This is a genomic window from Leclercia adecarboxylata, assembly GCF_006171285.1.
GTDB lineage: Bacteria > Pseudomonadota > Gammaproteobacteria > Enterobacterales > Enterobacteriaceae > Enterobacter > Enterobacter barmai.
Map to the genome: position 1 here is coordinate 5,050,071 of NZ_CP040889.1, position 16,438 is coordinate 5,066,508.

The 16,438-nt window shown below is 59.5% G+C and carries 12 protein-coding genes and 4 pseudogenes; 7 read left to right on the top strand and 9 right to left on the bottom strand.

Annotated features, from left to right (window positions below; all coding sequences use genetic code 11):
* Positions 1–285: 285 nt before the first annotated feature.
* Positions 286–1,221: pseudogene (locus FHN83_RS25875) on the top strand (MFS transporter); the annotation flags it as partial.
* Positions 1,222–1,278: 57 nt separating this feature from the next.
* On the opposite strand, the pseudogene FHN83_RS25880 reads toward FHN83_RS25875, so the two are convergent.
* Positions 1,279–2,196, bottom strand: a pseudogene (locus tag FHN83_RS25880) (IS5 family transposase).
* Positions 2,197–2,272: 76 nt separating this feature from the next.
* Between FHN83_RS25880 and FHN83_RS25885 the strand changes: the two are divergent.
* Positions 2,273–2,746 (top strand): annotated as a pseudogene (locus tag FHN83_RS25885) (MFS transporter); the annotation flags it as partial.
* 78 nt (positions 2,747–2,824) lie between these two features.
* Here FHN83_RS25885 and FHN83_RS25890 read toward each other — a convergent pair.
* Positions 2,825–4,021: an MFS transporter gene (locus tag FHN83_RS25890; RefSeq protein WP_139565382.1), complete on the bottom strand. Its 1,197-nt coding sequence runs from the start codon at positions 4,019–4,021 to the stop codon at positions 2,825–2,827.
* A 115-nt stretch (positions 4,022–4,136) separates the two neighbouring features.
* Between FHN83_RS25890 and FHN83_RS25895 the strand changes: the two genes are divergently transcribed.
* Positions 4,137–5,093: an AraC family transcriptional regulator gene (locus FHN83_RS25895; RefSeq protein WP_139565383.1), complete on the top strand. Its 957-nt coding sequence runs from the start codon at positions 4,137–4,139 to the stop codon at positions 5,091–5,093.
* A 13-nt stretch (positions 5,094–5,106) separates the two neighbouring features.
* Here the strand turns inward: FHN83_RS25895 and FHN83_RS25900 are convergent, their stop codons facing one another.
* The gene (locus tag FHN83_RS25900) at positions 5,107–5,856 is read right to left on the bottom strand and encodes a phage antirepressor KilAC domain-containing protein (RefSeq protein ID WP_039030760.1); all 750 of its coding nucleotides are present in this window, start codon (positions 5,854–5,856) and stop codon (positions 5,107–5,109) included.
* A gap of 128 nt (positions 5,857–5,984) precedes the next feature.
* Complete coding sequence (locus FHN83_RS25905) at positions 5,985–6,779, bottom strand: OBAP family protein (protein ID WP_139565384.1); 795 nt, start codon at positions 6,777–6,779, stop codon at positions 5,985–5,987.
* 228 nt (positions 6,780–7,007) lie between these two features.
* On the opposite strand from FHN83_RS25905, the gene treA reads away from it, so the two are divergent.
* The gene (gene treA, locus FHN83_RS25910) at positions 7,008–8,816 is read left to right on the top strand and encodes an alpha,alpha-trehalase TreA (RefSeq protein WP_139565385.1); all 1,809 of its coding nucleotides are present in this window, start codon (positions 7,008–7,010) and stop codon (positions 8,814–8,816) included.
* Positions 8,817–8,964: 148 nt separating this feature from the next.
* Here treA and FHN83_RS25915 read toward each other — a convergent pair whose 3' ends face one another.
* Positions 8,965–9,219 carry a GlsB/YeaQ/YmgE family stress response membrane protein gene (locus FHN83_RS25915; RefSeq protein ID WP_039030762.1) on the bottom strand — a complete coding sequence of 85 codons (255 nt, stop codon included), beginning with the start codon at positions 9,217–9,219 and terminating at the stop codon, positions 8,965–8,967.
* Between the two features lie 208 nt (positions 9,220–9,427).
* Here FHN83_RS25915 and ycgR point away from each other — a divergent pair, with 208 nt between their 5' ends.
* Positions 9,428–10,159, top strand: coding sequence for a flagellar brake protein YcgR (ycgR, locus tag FHN83_RS25920; protein WP_138369316.1), 732 nt, complete (start codon positions 9,428–9,430; stop codon positions 10,157–10,159).
* Between the two features lie 36 nt (positions 10,160–10,195).
* On the opposite strand, the gene emtA is transcribed toward ycgR, so the two are convergent.
* Positions 10,196–10,807 (bottom strand): membrane-bound lytic murein transglycosylase EmtA, encoded by a 612-nt coding sequence (gene emtA / locus FHN83_RS25925; protein ID WP_039030763.1) that lies wholly within the window; start codon positions 10,805–10,807, stop codon positions 10,196–10,198.
* A 113-nt stretch (positions 10,808–10,920) separates the two neighbouring features.
* Here emtA and ldcA point away from each other — a divergent pair, with 113 nt between their 5' ends.
* On the top strand, positions 10,921–11,835 hold the full coding sequence (gene ldcA / locus FHN83_RS25930; protein WP_139565386.1) for a muramoyltetrapeptide carboxypeptidase: 915 nt from the start codon (positions 10,921–10,923) through the stop codon (positions 11,833–11,835).
* A gap of 98 nt (positions 11,836–11,933) precedes the next feature.
* The gene (locus FHN83_RS25935; protein WP_039030765.1) at positions 11,934–13,667 is read left to right on the top strand and encodes a potassium/proton antiporter; all 1,734 of its coding nucleotides are present in this window, start codon (positions 11,934–11,936) and stop codon (positions 13,665–13,667) included.
* Here the strand turns inward: FHN83_RS25935 and FHN83_RS29055 are convergent.
* From FHN83_RS29055 to FHN83_RS25945, 3 genes and pseudogenes are all read right to left on the bottom strand, one after another.
* A pseudogene (locus tag FHN83_RS29055) lies at positions 13,611–13,730 on the bottom strand (hypothetical protein); the annotation flags it as partial. The gene FHN83_RS25935 and the pseudogene FHN83_RS29055 overlap by 57 nt on opposite strands.
* A gap of 67 nt (positions 13,731–13,797) precedes the next feature.
* Positions 13,798–14,868: a catabolic alanine racemase DadX gene (gene dadX, locus FHN83_RS25940; protein WP_039030766.1), complete on the bottom strand. Its 1,071-nt coding sequence runs from the start codon at positions 14,866–14,868 to the stop codon at positions 13,798–13,800.
* Between the two features lie 12 nt (positions 14,869–14,880).
* Positions 14,881–16,179, bottom strand: a complete 1,299-nt coding sequence (locus FHN83_RS25945; protein WP_139565387.1) for a D-amino acid dehydrogenase — start codon at positions 16,177–16,179, stop codon at positions 14,881–14,883.
* Positions 16,180–16,438: the final 259 nt, after the last annotated feature.

The following is a 16,438-nucleotide window of genomic DNA, read 5'->3' on the forward strand; positions in this document are numbered from 1 at the left end:
GAAGTGATGCAATGGCCGCAATTATACCCGCTATTGACCGCCCGCTATAGCCCGATCGCACCCTGCCCCGGGCTGTTAACAAATCGCCGCGCCACAAAAGCCGATCGATATCGCATTATGATTCGAAAACGCTACGTGATTAACATTTGCGTATCATTTTTTAAACAGAACATTGACGTTCATATGTGCGGTTTCCTATACGTTAGCGCACGTGTTCAGCTTGCACGAAATAACAACAATACCTCTAACCGCTATGTGGAGCATTTCATGAACGACAGCCCATCGATGGAACAGACACGTGACAACGTGCTGGGTCCGCCTTCGTCTGCTGACGGCACGCTCGATCCGCGTCAACAGCGAGTGATCAAAAAGTTGTTCCGGAGATTGATCACTTTTTTGTTCATTCTTTTCGTCTTTTCGTATCTGGATCGCATCAATATCGGCTTTGCCGGTCTGACGATGGGCAAAGATCTGGGCCTTACCAGCACCATGTTTGGCCTGGCAACCACGCTGTTTTACGTGATGTATGTCATCTGCGGGATCCCCAGCAACGTGATGCTGAGCGTGGTGGGCGCACGCCGCTGGATCGCTATTCTGATGGTGGTGTGGGGGATTGCGTCCACGGCCACTATGTTCGCCACCGGCCCTAACAGCCTGTATGTGCTGCGTATGCTGGTGGGGATTGCCGAAGCGGGCTTCCTGCCGGGGCTGCTACTGTATTTAACGTTCTGGTTCCCGGCGCACTACCGCGCCCGCGCCAACGCCCTGTTTATGATTGCCATGCCGGTGACGATGGCGCTGGGGTCGCTGGCCTCCGGGTACATCCTGAACCTCGATGGGGTGATGAACCTGAAGGGCTGGCAGTGGCTGTTCCTGCTGGAAGGCTTCCCGTCGGTGATCCTGGGCTTCGTGGTCTGGTTCTGGCTGGACGACAGCCCGGATAAAGCGCGCTGGCTGACCCAGGATGACAAAGCCTGTCTGAAGGAGATGCTGGAGGCGGATCGCCTGAACGCCATCAGCACCCGGGAGCGGGAACAGGCCGCGACGCTGGTACCGCAGCAGCGCAGCGTGATGCGCGAGCTGTTCACGCCGACCATCATGCTCTACACCCTGGCCTACTTCTGCCTGACCAACACCCTCAGCGCCCTGAGCGTCTGGACGCCGCTGATCCTGCGCAGCATCAGCGAAGAGAGCAGCAACGTGACCATCGGGATCCTGAGCGGGCCTTGTTGATCAAATCCAAAGTCGGATACTCGCTCCCCAACCCGCCGGGCGGGCTTAGTTGACGGCCTGCCGAATGGGCATACCAAGCCCTATGACCTTGTTCATGACTTTTACCCCAGCCAGGATCTCACCCACCTGGGCGTTGTAGCTCCGCAGACTCAGTTTCGGACCGATGAGCTGCTTGAAGCGATACATGGCGGTCTCAGCTATCGAGCGCTGATGATAGCCAGAGTCCTTTTTCCATTGCTCCAGCTCTCCTGCCTTGAGCGCGGCAACCGCCTCGTTGCGTGGATGGCCTGTCTTCCAGAATGCCGCATTTTTTTCTCGGCGGTATGGTGGCCTTGGCGCCCTTCTTTTGTAGTAGGGCATAACAGGCTTTGGTGTCATAGGCACCATCGGCGCTGACTTGTTCTATCTTGCGGCGCAAGGGGTTGAGCAGCGTGGGCAGCACCTCGTTATCGCCCACCGTTTCGGGCTGACTTCGGCTGCGACGATGGCATGGGTCGCCGCATCTACGGCCAGGTGAAGCTTGCGCCAGACGCGGCGTTTCTCCTTGCCGTGCTTGCGAATTTTCCATTCGCCCTCGCCATAGACCTTGAGTCCGGTGGCATCGATGACCAGGTGAGCTACTGGGCCATGGCTCGGTAGGCGGTACTTGATTTCGACCGTCTTGGCGCGCTTGCTGATACAGCTGTAGTCCGGCGACTGTAAGGGCACATTCATCAGCTGGAACAGCGAGTTGATGAAGCCTTCCAAGGCACGCAGCGGTAGCTTGAATACCGCCTTGAGCATCAGCGCGGTTTCAATGGCGGAGTCGCTGTAATGGAAGCCTCGCCCTCGGCGGCCATGATGGGTCTGGCAATGCCACTGCTGGATGGCTTGCTCATCCATCCAGACGGTCAACGAACCACGTTGCACCAAGGCTTGGTTGTACTGTTTCCAGTTGCTGATCTTGTGCTTGGACTTGCCCATCTGGCGCTCCCGGTGGTGAACCTAAGAGATCAGATCACCAAACTGCGGGATAGTTCCCTGATTTGAGCAACAACGCCTCCTGAGCGCCATTCCGCAGGTGTGTACCATTGTGGCGATGGTCTGGTGGAGTAAACGTTCCGACAAGCGCAACGAGCGTAAGATCCACACCCTGCTGCCGTACCTGTTTGCCGCCGCAGGCTGGATCCTGACCGCCACCAGCACCAATCCGATGCTGCAGTTCACCGGGATCGTGATGGCCTCGTCGGGTGCCTTTGCCGCGATGGTGATCTTCTGGACCACCCCGGATCGTTCCATCTCCCTGCGTGCCCGCGCGTTGGGTATTGCGGTGATCAACGCCACCGGCATGACCGGTGCCGCGCTGGGGCCGCTGCTGATGGGGCTGATGAAAGATATCACCGGCAACTTCAACGCCGGGATCTTCATGGTGGCCGGTTTCCTCGTGCTGGGTGCGGCGGTGATTGCCTTGATCCCGATGAAACACGCAACGAAGCAGGCAGAGTCGTTGAAAGGGTTGCCGACGAACGGGTGATTTTTAGCACCTGTGCGGCATGTTCCCCCTCACCCTAACCCTCTCCCTCAAGGGAGAGGGGATCTATCGTGGACACATTTAGTCCGCTGCGACCGGTTTAACCCGCACCCCGGCGAACACCATCACCATCGCTGCTACCAGCAGCACACCGCTGGCGGTAAACACCCCGCTCGCCCCGTTGAGATCGAATACTGCTCCGCCCCCGGCGGCACCGGCGCTGATCGCCAGCTGGATCGAGGCCACCATCAACCCGCCTGCGCTCTCGGCTTCGTCGGTGACGGTGGTTGCAAGCCAGGTTGACCAGCCCACCGGCACCAGACCAAACGCAAAGCCCCACAGGCTCACCAGCAGGCCGTCCACCAGCGCCAGATGTCCGAACGCCACCATCAGCAACGCCAGCACGCCCATCGCCAACGGCACCAGCGCCAGAGTCAGGCGCAGGTTGCGGGCCAGCAGATGCCCGGCAATGGAGGTGCCGACAAAGTTCGCCACCCCAAAGCCCAGCAGGATCAGCGAGATGGTCTCCACGCTCACCTTCCCTACCGTCTCAAGGAACGGACGCAGGTAGGTAAAGAAGGCGAAATGGCCGCTGAAGATCAGGATGGTGGCCAGCAGGCCGCCCACCATTCCCGGACGGCGCAGCACCCGCACCAGAGTGCCGAGGCTGCCGCTGTTTTCCGGGCGCATCGACGGCAGCACCCAGAGCTGCCACAGCAGGGCCAGGACGCTGGGCACCACGCAGAGAATAAAGACGTTACGCCAGCCGATCAGGCTGCCGAGATAGCTCCCCAGCGGCGCGGCCACCACGGTGGCAATCGACACCCCGGAGAAGATAATTGCCAGCGCTTTAGGCACATCGCTGGCGGGCACCAACCGCATCGCGGTGGCGGTGGACATCGCCCAGAAGCCGCCTATCGCTACCCCCAGCAGCAGGCGTCCGCTCAGCAGCACCTCCAGCGACGGTGCAAAGGCCACCAGCAGGCTGGAGACGATCTGCAGCACGGAGAAGAACATCAGCACCCAGCGGCGGTCGATGCTTTTGGTCGCCGGGGTGATCAACAGGCCGGTGACCAGCGCCACCAGCGCGGTGGCGGTCACCGACTGCCCGGCGACCCCTTCGCTCACCCCCAGACTGGCGGCCATGGGCGTCAGCAGGCTGGCAGGCAGAAACTCGGCGATGATCAACCCGAACACCCCGAGCCCCAGGGACCAGACCGCGCGCCAGGCCGGTCTGGCCGGAGCGCTGGCCTCGTTTGCGACGATGGATGAATGCATTTGTAATACTCCCGTTATGAAAATGTGACGTATGTCGCAAAGCATAGGAAGTTCACCGCGGACGATCTATGACATATAATCTTCATTTATTGATTATTCGTCCGGGAATAGAGAAATGACCCTTCGCTCGCCAGATTTGATCAGTGAGTTACTGCGCGGTATGCGCCTGTCGGGGGTGAAATACCGCCGCATTGAGGCCAGCGCGCCCTTTGGCGTGGCCTTCGGCGCGGCCCCCGGCAAAGCGCAGTTCCACTTTATCAGCCGGGGTCCGGCGGTCCTGCGGATGCACAGCGGCGCGCGGTTCGAGCTTAACAGCGGTGACGCGGTCTTTCTGCCGAACGGGGATGCCCACGCCCTGCTCTCCGGGGATGACGCCACCATCACGCCGGTATCGGCCTTCCCCAGCGAGCCGATCTGCAACAGCGTGTGCGACATTCACTGCGAGCCGTGTCCGGACAGCGAGAACGTGGTGATATTCAGCGGGTGCATGGATTTCGATCTGGGCGGGATGCAGCCGCTGATCAAGGCGATGCCGGAAGTGATGATGGTCAGCCGTCTGATGACCACTTGGCCGGAGATCCATCCCCTGCTGGTGGCGATGGAGCGGGAGTCGATGGCGCGCCAGGTCGGCTTTGCCGGGATCCTCGCCCGGCTGGCGGACGTGGTGGCGGCGCTGATTGTCCGCGGCTGGGTTGAAGCCGGGTGCGGTAAGGCCACCGGCTGGATCCAGGTTCTGCGCGATCCGCGCCTCAGCCGGGCGATCTACGCCATGCACCAGCAGCCGGGCATTAACTGGAGCGTGGCGGAGCTGGCAAAAGAGGCGGGAACGTCGCGGTCGGTGTTTGCCGAGCGTTTTCTCTCCGCCACCGGCACCACGCCGGCGAAGTACCTGAGCGAGCTGCGGATGCGGCTGGCGATCCAGTATATCGGTCAGGAGAATCAGGCCATTGAAACCGTGGCATTGCGCCTCGGCTACAGTTCGCTGGCGGCCTTCAGCCGGGCGTTTAAGCGGATTGTCGGCCAGTCGCCGGGAGCACTACGCGAAGCCAGTCAGACCCCACAGGAGATCTGACCGGCCCCGAGAGTTACAGCCAGCTCTGCTGGACAGGCGCGCCTTCGGTGCGCTCCGCCCGGGGCATCTCAATGGCCAGGGTTGACAGGTGTTTGGCCCACAGGTCAGCCACCCATTTTACGCCGCGCGCGGTAAAGCGTGCCTGAGACCAGGTGCGCTCGTTTTCACCCACGCCGCTGTGCAGGGTAAAGTAGCCCGCATCGATGTGGTGCTGCGGCGGAACCAGGTTGCCGCCGACGCGCTGCATGATGTTGCGCTCCAGCAGAAACTCCCGGAACTGGGGCTCTTTGGCCTTGAGGATCTTACAGAGCTGGCGGAAGCCCAGCGACTCCTTCACCTGCACGAACTGATCAAAGAACGCCGCCTTGGGGGCCCAGAGCGCAAGCTGCTCTTCGGCACGCTGGCGTTTTTCATACTGCTCGGCCCAGGCGCGCGCCGCCGCCGCCGGGTTAGTGAAGTCCGGGATATTGACGTTTCTCTCCTGCTCCTGCCAGCGATCGAGCATGGCGGCAGTGAAGCCCGGGGAGATACGTGAAACCGTCAGCAGGGAGTCCCGTTTGTTCAGCAAAAACTCCTGCCGCGTTTCACCTTCGCGCTCATACAGGCTGGTCGTGACCGGCTGCGAAAGACGCTGCGCCGTTTCCAGGCTTTGCACCATACGCTTGACCTCGGTATGGGCAATACCGGTCAGCTTCGCGATTTCGCGACTGCTGATGGTGGCAAGCTGGCCACTGGACTGGAAAGTTTCAACAGGAATTACCATAGGTTTCACCCCTCACTCATACATTACTCGGGTAATTTGCTCTAATAGTATACAAATACCTGTTCAAATATCCAGTATAATTTTTAAACGATCATCTTCAATGCCGCGCCACGCCTAAGTTGCGGTAACTAAGGCTGTTTCTGGTTTTCACTTTTTTCAGATGTACCAAAATGCGCGGTGTCGCCGTGGCCGTGTTCTCCGCTGCCCTGCACGCGCTTAAGCTGAATCACCTCGCCGCGCTGCCAGGCGTTGGCGCCTTCCGCTACCGGGTGGGCCAGGATATCGGCCCGCCGGGCTTTGATCTCCTGAGTATCGATCTTCAGGCGACGATCGCGATCGGCCAGCAGCGCCGGATCGAGCTGTCCCTCTCCGGTAAAGCCCATCATCAGCGCCGGGATGCCGAGCGGCAGGGTTTTGTCGCGATCCGTATGCCAGGTGTGCCAGGTTTTGCCGTAGGTGTTGACGATTTTATTCATCAGCGCCTTGTCGGCGACCGCAGGCAGGCCGGGTGCCACCAGGCTGCCCGATTTCACTTCGTACTGGTGGCTGTGCCAGAGCTTTTTCTCCTCCGGCGGCAGGGTGTTAAACAGGCGCTCGCTGATGATGTACTCCACCCCCATCAGGCGGGCATCTTTGGTATTGCCGTCATAGATGACCGCCTGCATCACCTCTTCATTGAGCACGGTCACGTAGTGATGGGCTTCCATCTGCCCGTTTTTATCCCCGCTGTAAAAATGAAAGCCGTCCAGATACGCGCTGATGGCCTCCACCGGCGGCCGCGACTGGATAACCTGAGCCCCCGTTTCCAGGGTACTCAGTGTGGCAGAGGTATCTTTACCGGGGAGAGGAGCCTGTGGCGGGGTGTTGTTCGCGCCGCAGCCGACAAGCAGCAGGACAGCAAGATTCAGAGGTAACGATTTCATTGGCACTCCCTTTCATAAAACCTGGTTATGAAGGTAGTGCAGATGAGGGAATTGATCCGGCATATCTGAGAAAAAACAGCGGCTTCGCTCGTTTTCATCCGCAACGGTAAATTGTCTGTATATGCGCAAAATGTGGTGTCGAACACACGAAGTCACTCAGTTTCGTCTAAGGTTTTCAGGTGATTAATGGCAGCGGCCGCGCTGCCCGGAGAACCCAGGAGAACAACCATGATGAGACCTCAGCAGCACGCAGCACTGCGGCTGGCGATTGGCGGCATCCTGCTTGGGATTACTGCCTTCAGCTATGCGGACGAACCGTCCGGCGCAATGAAACAAGCCCCTGATATTCTGTTTGGTCCACTGTTTAACGACGTGCAAAGCGCCAAACTTTTCCCCGATCAGAAAACCTTTGCCGATGCCGTACCGAAAAACGATCCCCAGACGATCCTCGCCGACTACCATATGCAGCGTAAACAGTCCGGGTTCGATCTGCGCCACTTCGTGGAGATGAACTTCACCCTGCCGACCGAAAAAGAGAAATATGTGCCGCCAGCGGGTCAGACCCTGCGGGCTCATATCGACGGGCTGTGGCCAGTGCTGACGCGCACCACCTCCAGCGCCGGGAAGTGGGATTCGCTGCTGCCGCTGCCGCAACCCTACGTGGTGCCGGGCGGGCGCTTCCGCGAGATTTACTACTGGGACAGCTACTTCACCATGCTCGGGCTCGCGGAGAGCGGCCACTGGGACAAAGTCGCCAGCATGGTGGACAACTTCGCCTATGAGCTCAACAGCTGGGGCCACATCCCTAACGGCAACCGCAGCTATTACCTGAGCCGCTCCCAGCCGCCGTTCTTTGCTCTGATGGTCGAACTACTGGCGACGCACGATAAAGACGCCCTGAAGAAGTACCGTCCGCAGATGGAAAAAGAGTATGCCTACTGGATGGAGGGGGTGGATGCCCTGCAGGCGGGCCAGGCCAGCCAGCGCGTAGTGAAGCTGGACGATGGCGCAGTGCTTAACCGCTACTGGGATAATCGCGATACGCCACGCCCGGAATCCTGGCTGGATGACATCAACACCGCGAAAAAATACCCCAGCCGCCCGGCGACCGAGATCTACCGGGATCTGCGTTCTGCAGCCGCTTCCGGCTGGGACTTTAGCTCGCGCTGGATGGACGATCCGCAGCAGCTTGGGACGATCCGCACCACCAGCATCGTGCCGGTGGATCTGAACGCCCTGATGTTCAAGATGGAGAAACTGCTGGCGAAGGCCAGCCAGGACGGGGGTGACAGCGAAGCCGCCAGCCGCTACGAGGGTCTGGCCGCCGATCGTCAGAAAGCGATGGAACGCTATCTGTGGAACGACAAACAGGGCTGGTACGCCGATTACGATCTGAAAAACAAACAGGTTCGCGATCAGCTGACCGCCGCGGCGCTGTTCCCGCTGTACGTTAATGCTGCCTCGCAGGAGCGCGCGGACAAAACGGCGAAGGCCGCTGAAGCCCAGCTGCTGAAAGCCGGGGGCATTTCGACCACCACCGTTAACAGCGGCCAGCAGTGGGATGCGCCTAACGGCTGGGCTCCGTTGCAGTGGGTGGCGACCGAAGGTTTGCAGAACTACGGCCATAAAAAAGTGGCGATGGACGTGACGTGGCGCTTCCTCACCAACGTGCAGCACACCTACGATCGCGAGCAGAAGCTGGTGGAGAAATATGATGTCTCGACGACCGGCACCGGCGGCGGCGGTGGCGAATATCCATTGCAGGACGGCTTTGGCTGGACCAACGGCGTGACGCTGAAGATGCTGGATCTGGTTTGTCCGCAGGCCAATCCTTGCGACAAAGTGCCCGCCACGCAGCCCGCGGCCAATGATGCGTCGGTAAGCACGACGCCATCGACCACCAGCGAGCAACCGGCAGCGAATAGTTCATCGACAACCAGTGACCAGCCAGCAGCAACAACCCCACCGGCCACAACCGATCGGCCAGCGGCCAATGATGAACCGGCAGACGCACAGAAAAGCGTCGGCCAGCAGTAACCTCCAGGCCGCCCGGCGGTGCTATGCTTGCCAGGCCTGGAAGGTCAAAGGCGACATATAGGCCGGGTAAGGCGTAGCCGCCACCCGGCATTTCGCACCGGTGCAGCCCACAAAAAAACGGCTCTAAACAAGAGCCGTTTTATACGTTTCAGGCGCGTCGCACCATTCTGTAAACAAGTAGCACGATAATGGCACCCACCACAGCCACCAGAAAACTTTGCAGGTTAAATCCGGATACACTGCCGCCGATGCCAAACATCGTTGCCAGCCAGCCGCCGACAACCGCACCTACGACCCCAAGGATACAGGTCACAATAAAGCCGCCGCCATCACGTCCCGGCATGATGAATTTCGCGATAACGCCAGCAATCAGACCAAATACAATCCAGGCGATGATACCCATAGCAATGCCCTCTTGCAGAGTTAAGCCCGTGCGGAACACCGGCCCGCGCAGGTAATACTAAGTATAGGCAATAGCGGGAAAACCAGTTTTACTACACCGACTTAATTGCGGCTGAGGCGAAAAAAATAATTACCGGTTTGTATTAAGTTCCGCGCCGGCGTGCCGATAACGCATCCACAGACTGTCATCAATGAAGGAGCCCTGGGGCGTGAGTAATTACAGTGAGCAGTTCCTGAAAACGAATCCGCTGGCGGTGCTAGGTGTAATACGCGATCTGCAAAAAAATGACGTACCTGTCCGCATCAGCTGGGGCAGCAACCAGTTCATCAGCAAAATTCTGGATGCGACCCCGGAGCGCCTGGTCATGGATTTGGGCAGTCAGGAGTATGAAAACCGCGCGGTGCTGCGCGCAGAAAACATCACCGTGGCCGCCGATACCCAGGGAGCGAAGGTCGAATTCGAACTGCCGCGCATTGAGCAGGGCAACTACCAGTCCCTGCCCGCCTTTATCACCCCCCTTCCGACATCGGTGTGGAGCATTCAGCGCCGGGAATATTTCCGTATCAGCGCCCCGCTGCATCCGGCTTACTTCTGCAAAGCCAAAATGCCGGACAAGAGCGTGATCCGTTTTCGTCTGCACGACCTGTCGCTCGGCGGCATGGGCGCGCTGATGGATACCGCCAAACCGGAAGGTCTGGTGGAAGGGATGCGTTTTTCGCAGATCGAACTGGATATGGGCGGCTGGGGTCGCTTCTTTTTCGATGCGCAGCTGATCACGGTGAGCGAGCGTAAAGTGGTGGACAGCAAAAACGAAACCATCACCACGCCGCGTCTGAGCTTCCGTTTTCTCAACGTCGGGCCAGGGCCGGAGCGCGAGCTGCAGCGGATCATCTACTCGCTGGAGCGCGAAGCGCGGGAACGTGCTAACAAGGTGCGTTGATCGCCACCGGGCAGCGCGACGCTGCCCGGCAGCCGATTACATGGCGTCCATCGCTTTCTGCACTTTCCAGATATAGCGCGGTGCCTGCGGTGCGGGGTGGTTATTGACGACATGCTCAAAGAACTCGTCTTTATCCATATCGTTGATTTCGGCTATCGCTTTTTTGCGATCCGACGAGAAGGTGCGCAGCAGCGCGCCCGCGCCGTTTACGTACGAGACCACCAGCGCATACTGCATCACTTCCGGATCGTCGATTCCGTTCAGGATCCCGTGCTCAAGAATGCTCAGATAGGCGGTACCCATGGAGATATTGCGCTCCGGGTTTTTCAGCTCGCTGGTGGAGGGTTGCCCGCTCCAGCCCATGTGCCGGTAAACCTCGCGCCCGGCGGTGGAGGCTTTAAGCTGCATCAGGCCCACCGCGTTCGATTTACTCACCAGATTCGGGTTACCGCCCGACTCCACCGCAATGATGGCCGTCACCAGACGCGGACTGACGCCCCAGGCCTCACCGGCTTTTTCACTGATCGGCATCCACTGCATCGCCCGTTTAACCGGAACTTCCGGGTTCCATTCCGGCTTCTGGTAATCCTGCTTTGAACTGCATCCTGCAAGCAACACAATCAAAAAAGCAAACCATCTTAATTTCACGTCATCTGTCCTTATGGTCATTCATCGCTGTTACCCTATCCTCCGCTTGATGAAGGACGCGCTCAGGCGGCATGATATATACATTCAGCTTTATAAGTCAGCAAGGAAATGCCATGTCTCAGTTTCATCTCATCGCACCATCAGGTTACTGCATTAATCAGGAAGCGGCGCAACGGGGCGTGGCGCGATTAATGGAAGAGGGCCATCAGGTACAAAATCAGACGATTATACCCCGCCGCCAGCAGCGATTTGCCGGTACCGAGGCTGCGCGCCTGAATGATATCAACGCCCTCACCCACCTGCCCGGGGCCAACCAGATTGTGCTGGCGGTACGCGGCGGCTACGGTGCCAGCCGCTTGCTGGGGCAGATCGACTGGCAGGGGCTGGCGAAACGTCAGCAGCAGGACCCTTTGCTTATCTGCGGTCACAGTGATTTTACCGTGATCCAGCTGGGCCTGCTGGCGCTGCACAACGTCATCACCTTCAGCGGCCCGATGCTGGCGGGCAATTTCGGTGCGCCAGAACTGAACGCCTTCACTGTAGACCATTTCTGGCGGGCGCTGCGTAATTCTACCTACTCCGTCGAGTGGCAGGGCGATGGCCCGCAGTGCGAATGCGAAGGCCAGCTATGGGGCGGCAATCTGGCGATGGTGGTGTCACTCATCGGCACCCCCTGGCTCCCCGCCATTGAGAACGGCATCCTGGTGCTGGAAGACATCAACGAACACCCGTTCCGCGTCGAACGTATGCTGCTCCAGCTGCTTCACGCGGGCATTCTCGACCGTCAGCGGGCGATTGTGCTGGGCAGCTTCAGCGGCGCAACTCCCAACGATTACGATGCCGGATACTCTCTTGCGACCATGATCGATTATCTGCGCGCCCGGGTGTCGGTGCCGATTATCAGCGGGCTCGATTTCGGCCATGAACAGCAAACCGTCACCCTGCCGATTGGCGCACAGGCGACGCTGGTTCATACATCAAGGGGAAGTTCTTTAACGTTGAGCGGTCATCCGGTGTTAAAGGCATAAAAAAAGCCCCTTAAACGCCCGATTTCCGCGCTGTGAGGGGCGTTAATATGTTAGGGTTTTAATAACAGTCACCACGTCGGGCAGGGAGTACGCAAACATTGGATGCCGCAGCAATAATCAGTCTTTTTATCCTGGGTTCAGTTCTTGTAACCTGCAGTATTTTATTGAGTTCATTTTCGTCACGTCTTGGCATCCCCATTCTGGTTATTTTCCTCGCCATCGGCATGCTGGCGGGGGTTGATGGCATCGGCGGTATTCCCTTCGATAATTACCCGTTTGCGTACATGATCAGTAACCTCGCCCTGGCGGTGATCCTGCTGGATGGCGGGATGCGCACCCAGGCCAGTTCGTTTCGCGTGGCGCTGGGACCGGCCCTGTCGCTGGCGACGGTCGGGGTGCTTATCACCTCCGGCCTGACCGGGATGATGGCGGCGTGGCTGTTTAAGCTGGACATTATGGAAGGGCTGCTGATTGGCGCGATTGTGGGCTCAACCGACGCCGCGGCGGTCTTCTCGCTGCTCGGCGGTAAAGGGCTGAACGAACGTGTCGGCTCGACGCTGGAGATTGAATCCGGCAGTAACGATCCGATGGCGGTGTTTCTGACCATCACCCTGATTGAGATGATCCAGCAGCATGAAACCGGCCTGAGCTGGATGTTCGCCTGGCACATCCTTCAGCAGTTTGGCCTTGGCATCATCATTGGCCTCGGCGGGGGCTATCTGCTGCAACAGATGATCAACCGTATTTCGCTCCCGGCGGGGCTCTATCCACTGCTGGCGCTGAGCGGCGGGATTTTGATTTTCGCCCTCACCACGGCGATGGACGGCAGCGGCATTCTGGCGGTCTATCTGTGCGGCTTCCTGCTCGGCAATCGCCCTATCCGCAACCGCTTTGGCATTCTGCAAAACTTCGACGGCCTGGCGTGGCTGGCGCAGATCGGCATGTTCCTGGTGCTGGGGCTGCTGGTGACGCCGTCGGATCTGCTGCCGATTGCCATTCCGGCGCTGCTGCTGTCGCTGTGGATGATCTTCTTTGCCCGTCCGCTTTCGGTGTTTGCCGGTCTGCTGCCGTTCAGGGGCTTTAACCTGCGCGAGCGGGTGTTTATCAGCTGGGTGGGACTGCGCGGCGCGGTGCCAATCATCCTCGCGGTATTCCCGATGATGGCCGGGCTGGATAATTCCCGTCTGTTCTTTAACGTGGCGTTCTTTGTGGTGCTGGTGTCGCTACTGTTCCAGGGCACGTCCCTGTCGTGGGCGGCGAAGAAGGCCCGCGTGGTGATCCCGCCGGTGGGCTGGCCGGTATCCCGCGTGGGGCTGGATATTCACCCCGAAAATCCGTGGGAGCAGTTTGTTTATCAGCTCAGCGCCGATAAGTGGTGCGTGGGCGCCTCGCTGCGCGATCTGCATATGCCGGAAGAGACGCGCATTGCCGCCCTGTTCCGCGATAACGCCCTGCTGCACCCGACCGGCAGTACCCGGCTGCGCGAGGGGGATATTCTCTGCGTGATTGGCCGGGAGCATGACCTCCCTGCCCTCGGCAAGCTGTTCAGCCAGTCACCGCCGGTGGCGCTGGATCAGCGCTTCTTCGGGGACTTTATTCTGGAAGCCAGCGCCAAATTCGCCGACGTGGCATTGATCTACGGCCTGGAAGAAGGGCTGGAGTATCGCGATAACCAGCAGACGCTGGGCGAGATTGTGCAGAAGCTGCTGGGTGCCGCACCGGTCGTGGGTGACCAGGTGGAGTTCGCCGGGATGATCTGGACGGTGGCGGAGAAAGAAGATAACGCGGTGCTGAAGGTGGGTGTCCGCGTGGCGGAGGATGCTGAAGAGTAGGCCGGGTAAGCGTAAGCGCCACCCGGCGTTTGACTCCGGTTCTGTGCGGCCTGATGCCCTCACCCCGGCCCTCTCCCACGGGGAGAGGGAGCAAACACTAAAAAGGGCAACTGACGTTGCCCTTTTGCTTTTATATGGTCACAACCGGCACCCGCGGTGCTAACGCGGTTAACAACTCATACCCGACGGTGCCCGCTGCGGCGGCAACGTCGTCCACTTTCACCTCGTTGCCCCACAGCTCAACCGGCGTACCTATCCCCGCCTGCGGGCACGGGGTCAGGTCAATCGCCAGCATATCCATCGACACAGTACCGACCGTGCCGGTACGCACGCCGTCCACCCATACCGGGGTACCGGAAGGGGCAATGCGCGGATAGCCGTCGGCGTAGCCACCGGCGACAATGCCGATCCGCTGCTCGCCCGGGGCGCGGTAGCGGCTGCCGTAGCCCACGGTATCCCCTGCTTTCAGGGTCTGAACGCCGATAATTTCGCTGCGCAGGGTCATCACCGGCTTCAGGCCGCTGTTGGCGATATCCTGCCACTGCCCGGACGGTGACGCGCCATACAGGACGATCCCCGGACGCACCCAGTCAAAATGCGCCTCCGGATGCCAGAGCGTCGCCGCCGAGTTAGAGAGCGAGCGCGGGCAATCCAGCCCCTCTGCCGCCTGCTCAATGCGCTTCATCGGTTCGGCAATGCCCTCCGGCTTTTCCGCATCGGCGAAATGGGCCATCAGGGTCATCTCCCCGACGTTCTTCAGCGCCCGCAGCTGTTGCCAGACGCTGTGAACCCGCTCCGGCTGAAAACCGAGACGGTTCATGCCGCTGTTCACTTTCAGATAAATATCGAGCGGGGCGTGGAGCCTGGCATTCTGGAGCGCCTTGACCTGCCAGTTGCTGTGCACGCTGGTGGTCAGGCGGTACTTATCAAACAGGGGCAGCTCATCTGCGTGGAAAAAGCCTTCGAGCATCAGGATCGGCCCTTTCCAGCCGCGCTCGCGCAGCAGGATCGCCTCTTCAAGATTGAGCAGCGCAAAACCATCAGTCGCGCTTAATGCACTCCAGACGCGATCCAGACCGTGGCCATAAGCGTTAGCTTTGACCACCGTCCAGACACGTGAAGCTGGCGCAGCGCGACGGACAATTTGCAGGTTATCCTTCAGGGCCTGCAGATCCAGCTGAGCCAGAACGGGACGGGACATGACGACTCCTTGTTAGTTATGCGCGCCGTGTAAATGCTGTGGACGTGACGGCGTGAACCCCGGACGGTAGCGCGCAACGCTTAGATCATCGAACGGAATAGCGGGTGTGCGCCCGGAGATCAAATCACTGAGTAACTGCCCTGAACCGCAGGCCATTGTCCAGCCCAGGGTACCGTGTCCGGTGTTCAGCCACAGGTTTTTAAACGGTGTCCGCCCGACTACCGGAGTGCCGTCCGGGGTCATTGGACGCAGCCCGGTCCAGAAGGTCGCCTGTTCAATAAAGCCGCCGCGCGGGAACAGGTCGCCAACGACCATCTCCAGCGTTTCCCGGCGCGGTTGCAGCAGCTCAGTGTTAAAGCCGACGATTTCCGCCATTCCTCCCACGCGGATCCGGTTGTCAAAACGGGTGATCGCGATTTTGTATGTTTCATCAAGGATAGTTGAAACCGGGGCGCCGCTGTCCTCTTTCACCTGGATGGTGAGCGAATATCCCTTCAGCGGGTAGACCGGAATATCCACGATGCCTTTCAGCATGGCGGTGGAGTATGAGCCGAAGGCCATGACGTAGGCGTCGGCCTTCACCACTTCATCGCCACAGAGCACGCCGTAGATGTTATCCCCTTCATACAGCAGCTTATCGACGGCGGTGTTGTAGCGGAATTTGACGCCCGCCTGCTCGGCCATCTGCGCCAGATTCTGGGTAAAGAGCTGGCAGTCGCCGGTTTCGTCATTGGGCAGACGCAGACCGCCGGTCAGCTTGTGCGCCACCTCGGCGAGGGCCGGTTCCACCTGCGCCAGCTGGCTGGCTTCCAGCAGTTGATACGGGACGCCCGCGTCCTCGAGGACGGCGATATCACGGGTGGCGTTTTCGTACTGCTGGGCGGTACGGAACAGCTGCAGGGTGCCCCCCTGACGGCCTTCATACTGGATGCCGGTGGAGGCGCGCAGCGCTTTCAGGCAGTCGCGGCTGTACTCCGCCAGACGCACCATCCGCCCTTTGTTTTCCATATAGTGCGAGGTGTCGCAGTTGCGCAGCATCTGCCACATCCACTTAAGCTGGAACTGCGTGCCGTCGAGGCTGATCGCCAGCGGCGCATGGCGCTGGAACATCCACTTAATCGCCTTCAGCGGAACGCCCGGTGCCGCCCAGGGCGCCGCGTAGCCCGGAGAGATTTGTCCGGCATTCGCAGCACTGGTCTCCAGTGCCGGACCCGGTTCCCGATCGATAACGGTCACATCATGCCCGGCCTGACTTAAGTACCAGGCGCTGGTTACGCCAACGACGCCACTTCCCAGTATGACAACACGCATAGCCACTCCATTTATAAGCAAAAGAACAATCTTCTGGTTACATATTGATAACCCAGCTGAAAATATTATTCAACATAGGCATTTTTTATGGTGACTTACCTCACACCTTCCCCATATGACGGGGCTGGCGGGTATTTGGCATCTCCTGCTGCGCGGCATTTTTAACCAGCAGATTATGCTGCCGACCACCCCGTTTTCGCCATCGCCGCGACGGGAAATCGCAAAGAAAAAAAATAGCCTGCCAGCACGCTTTTGAATG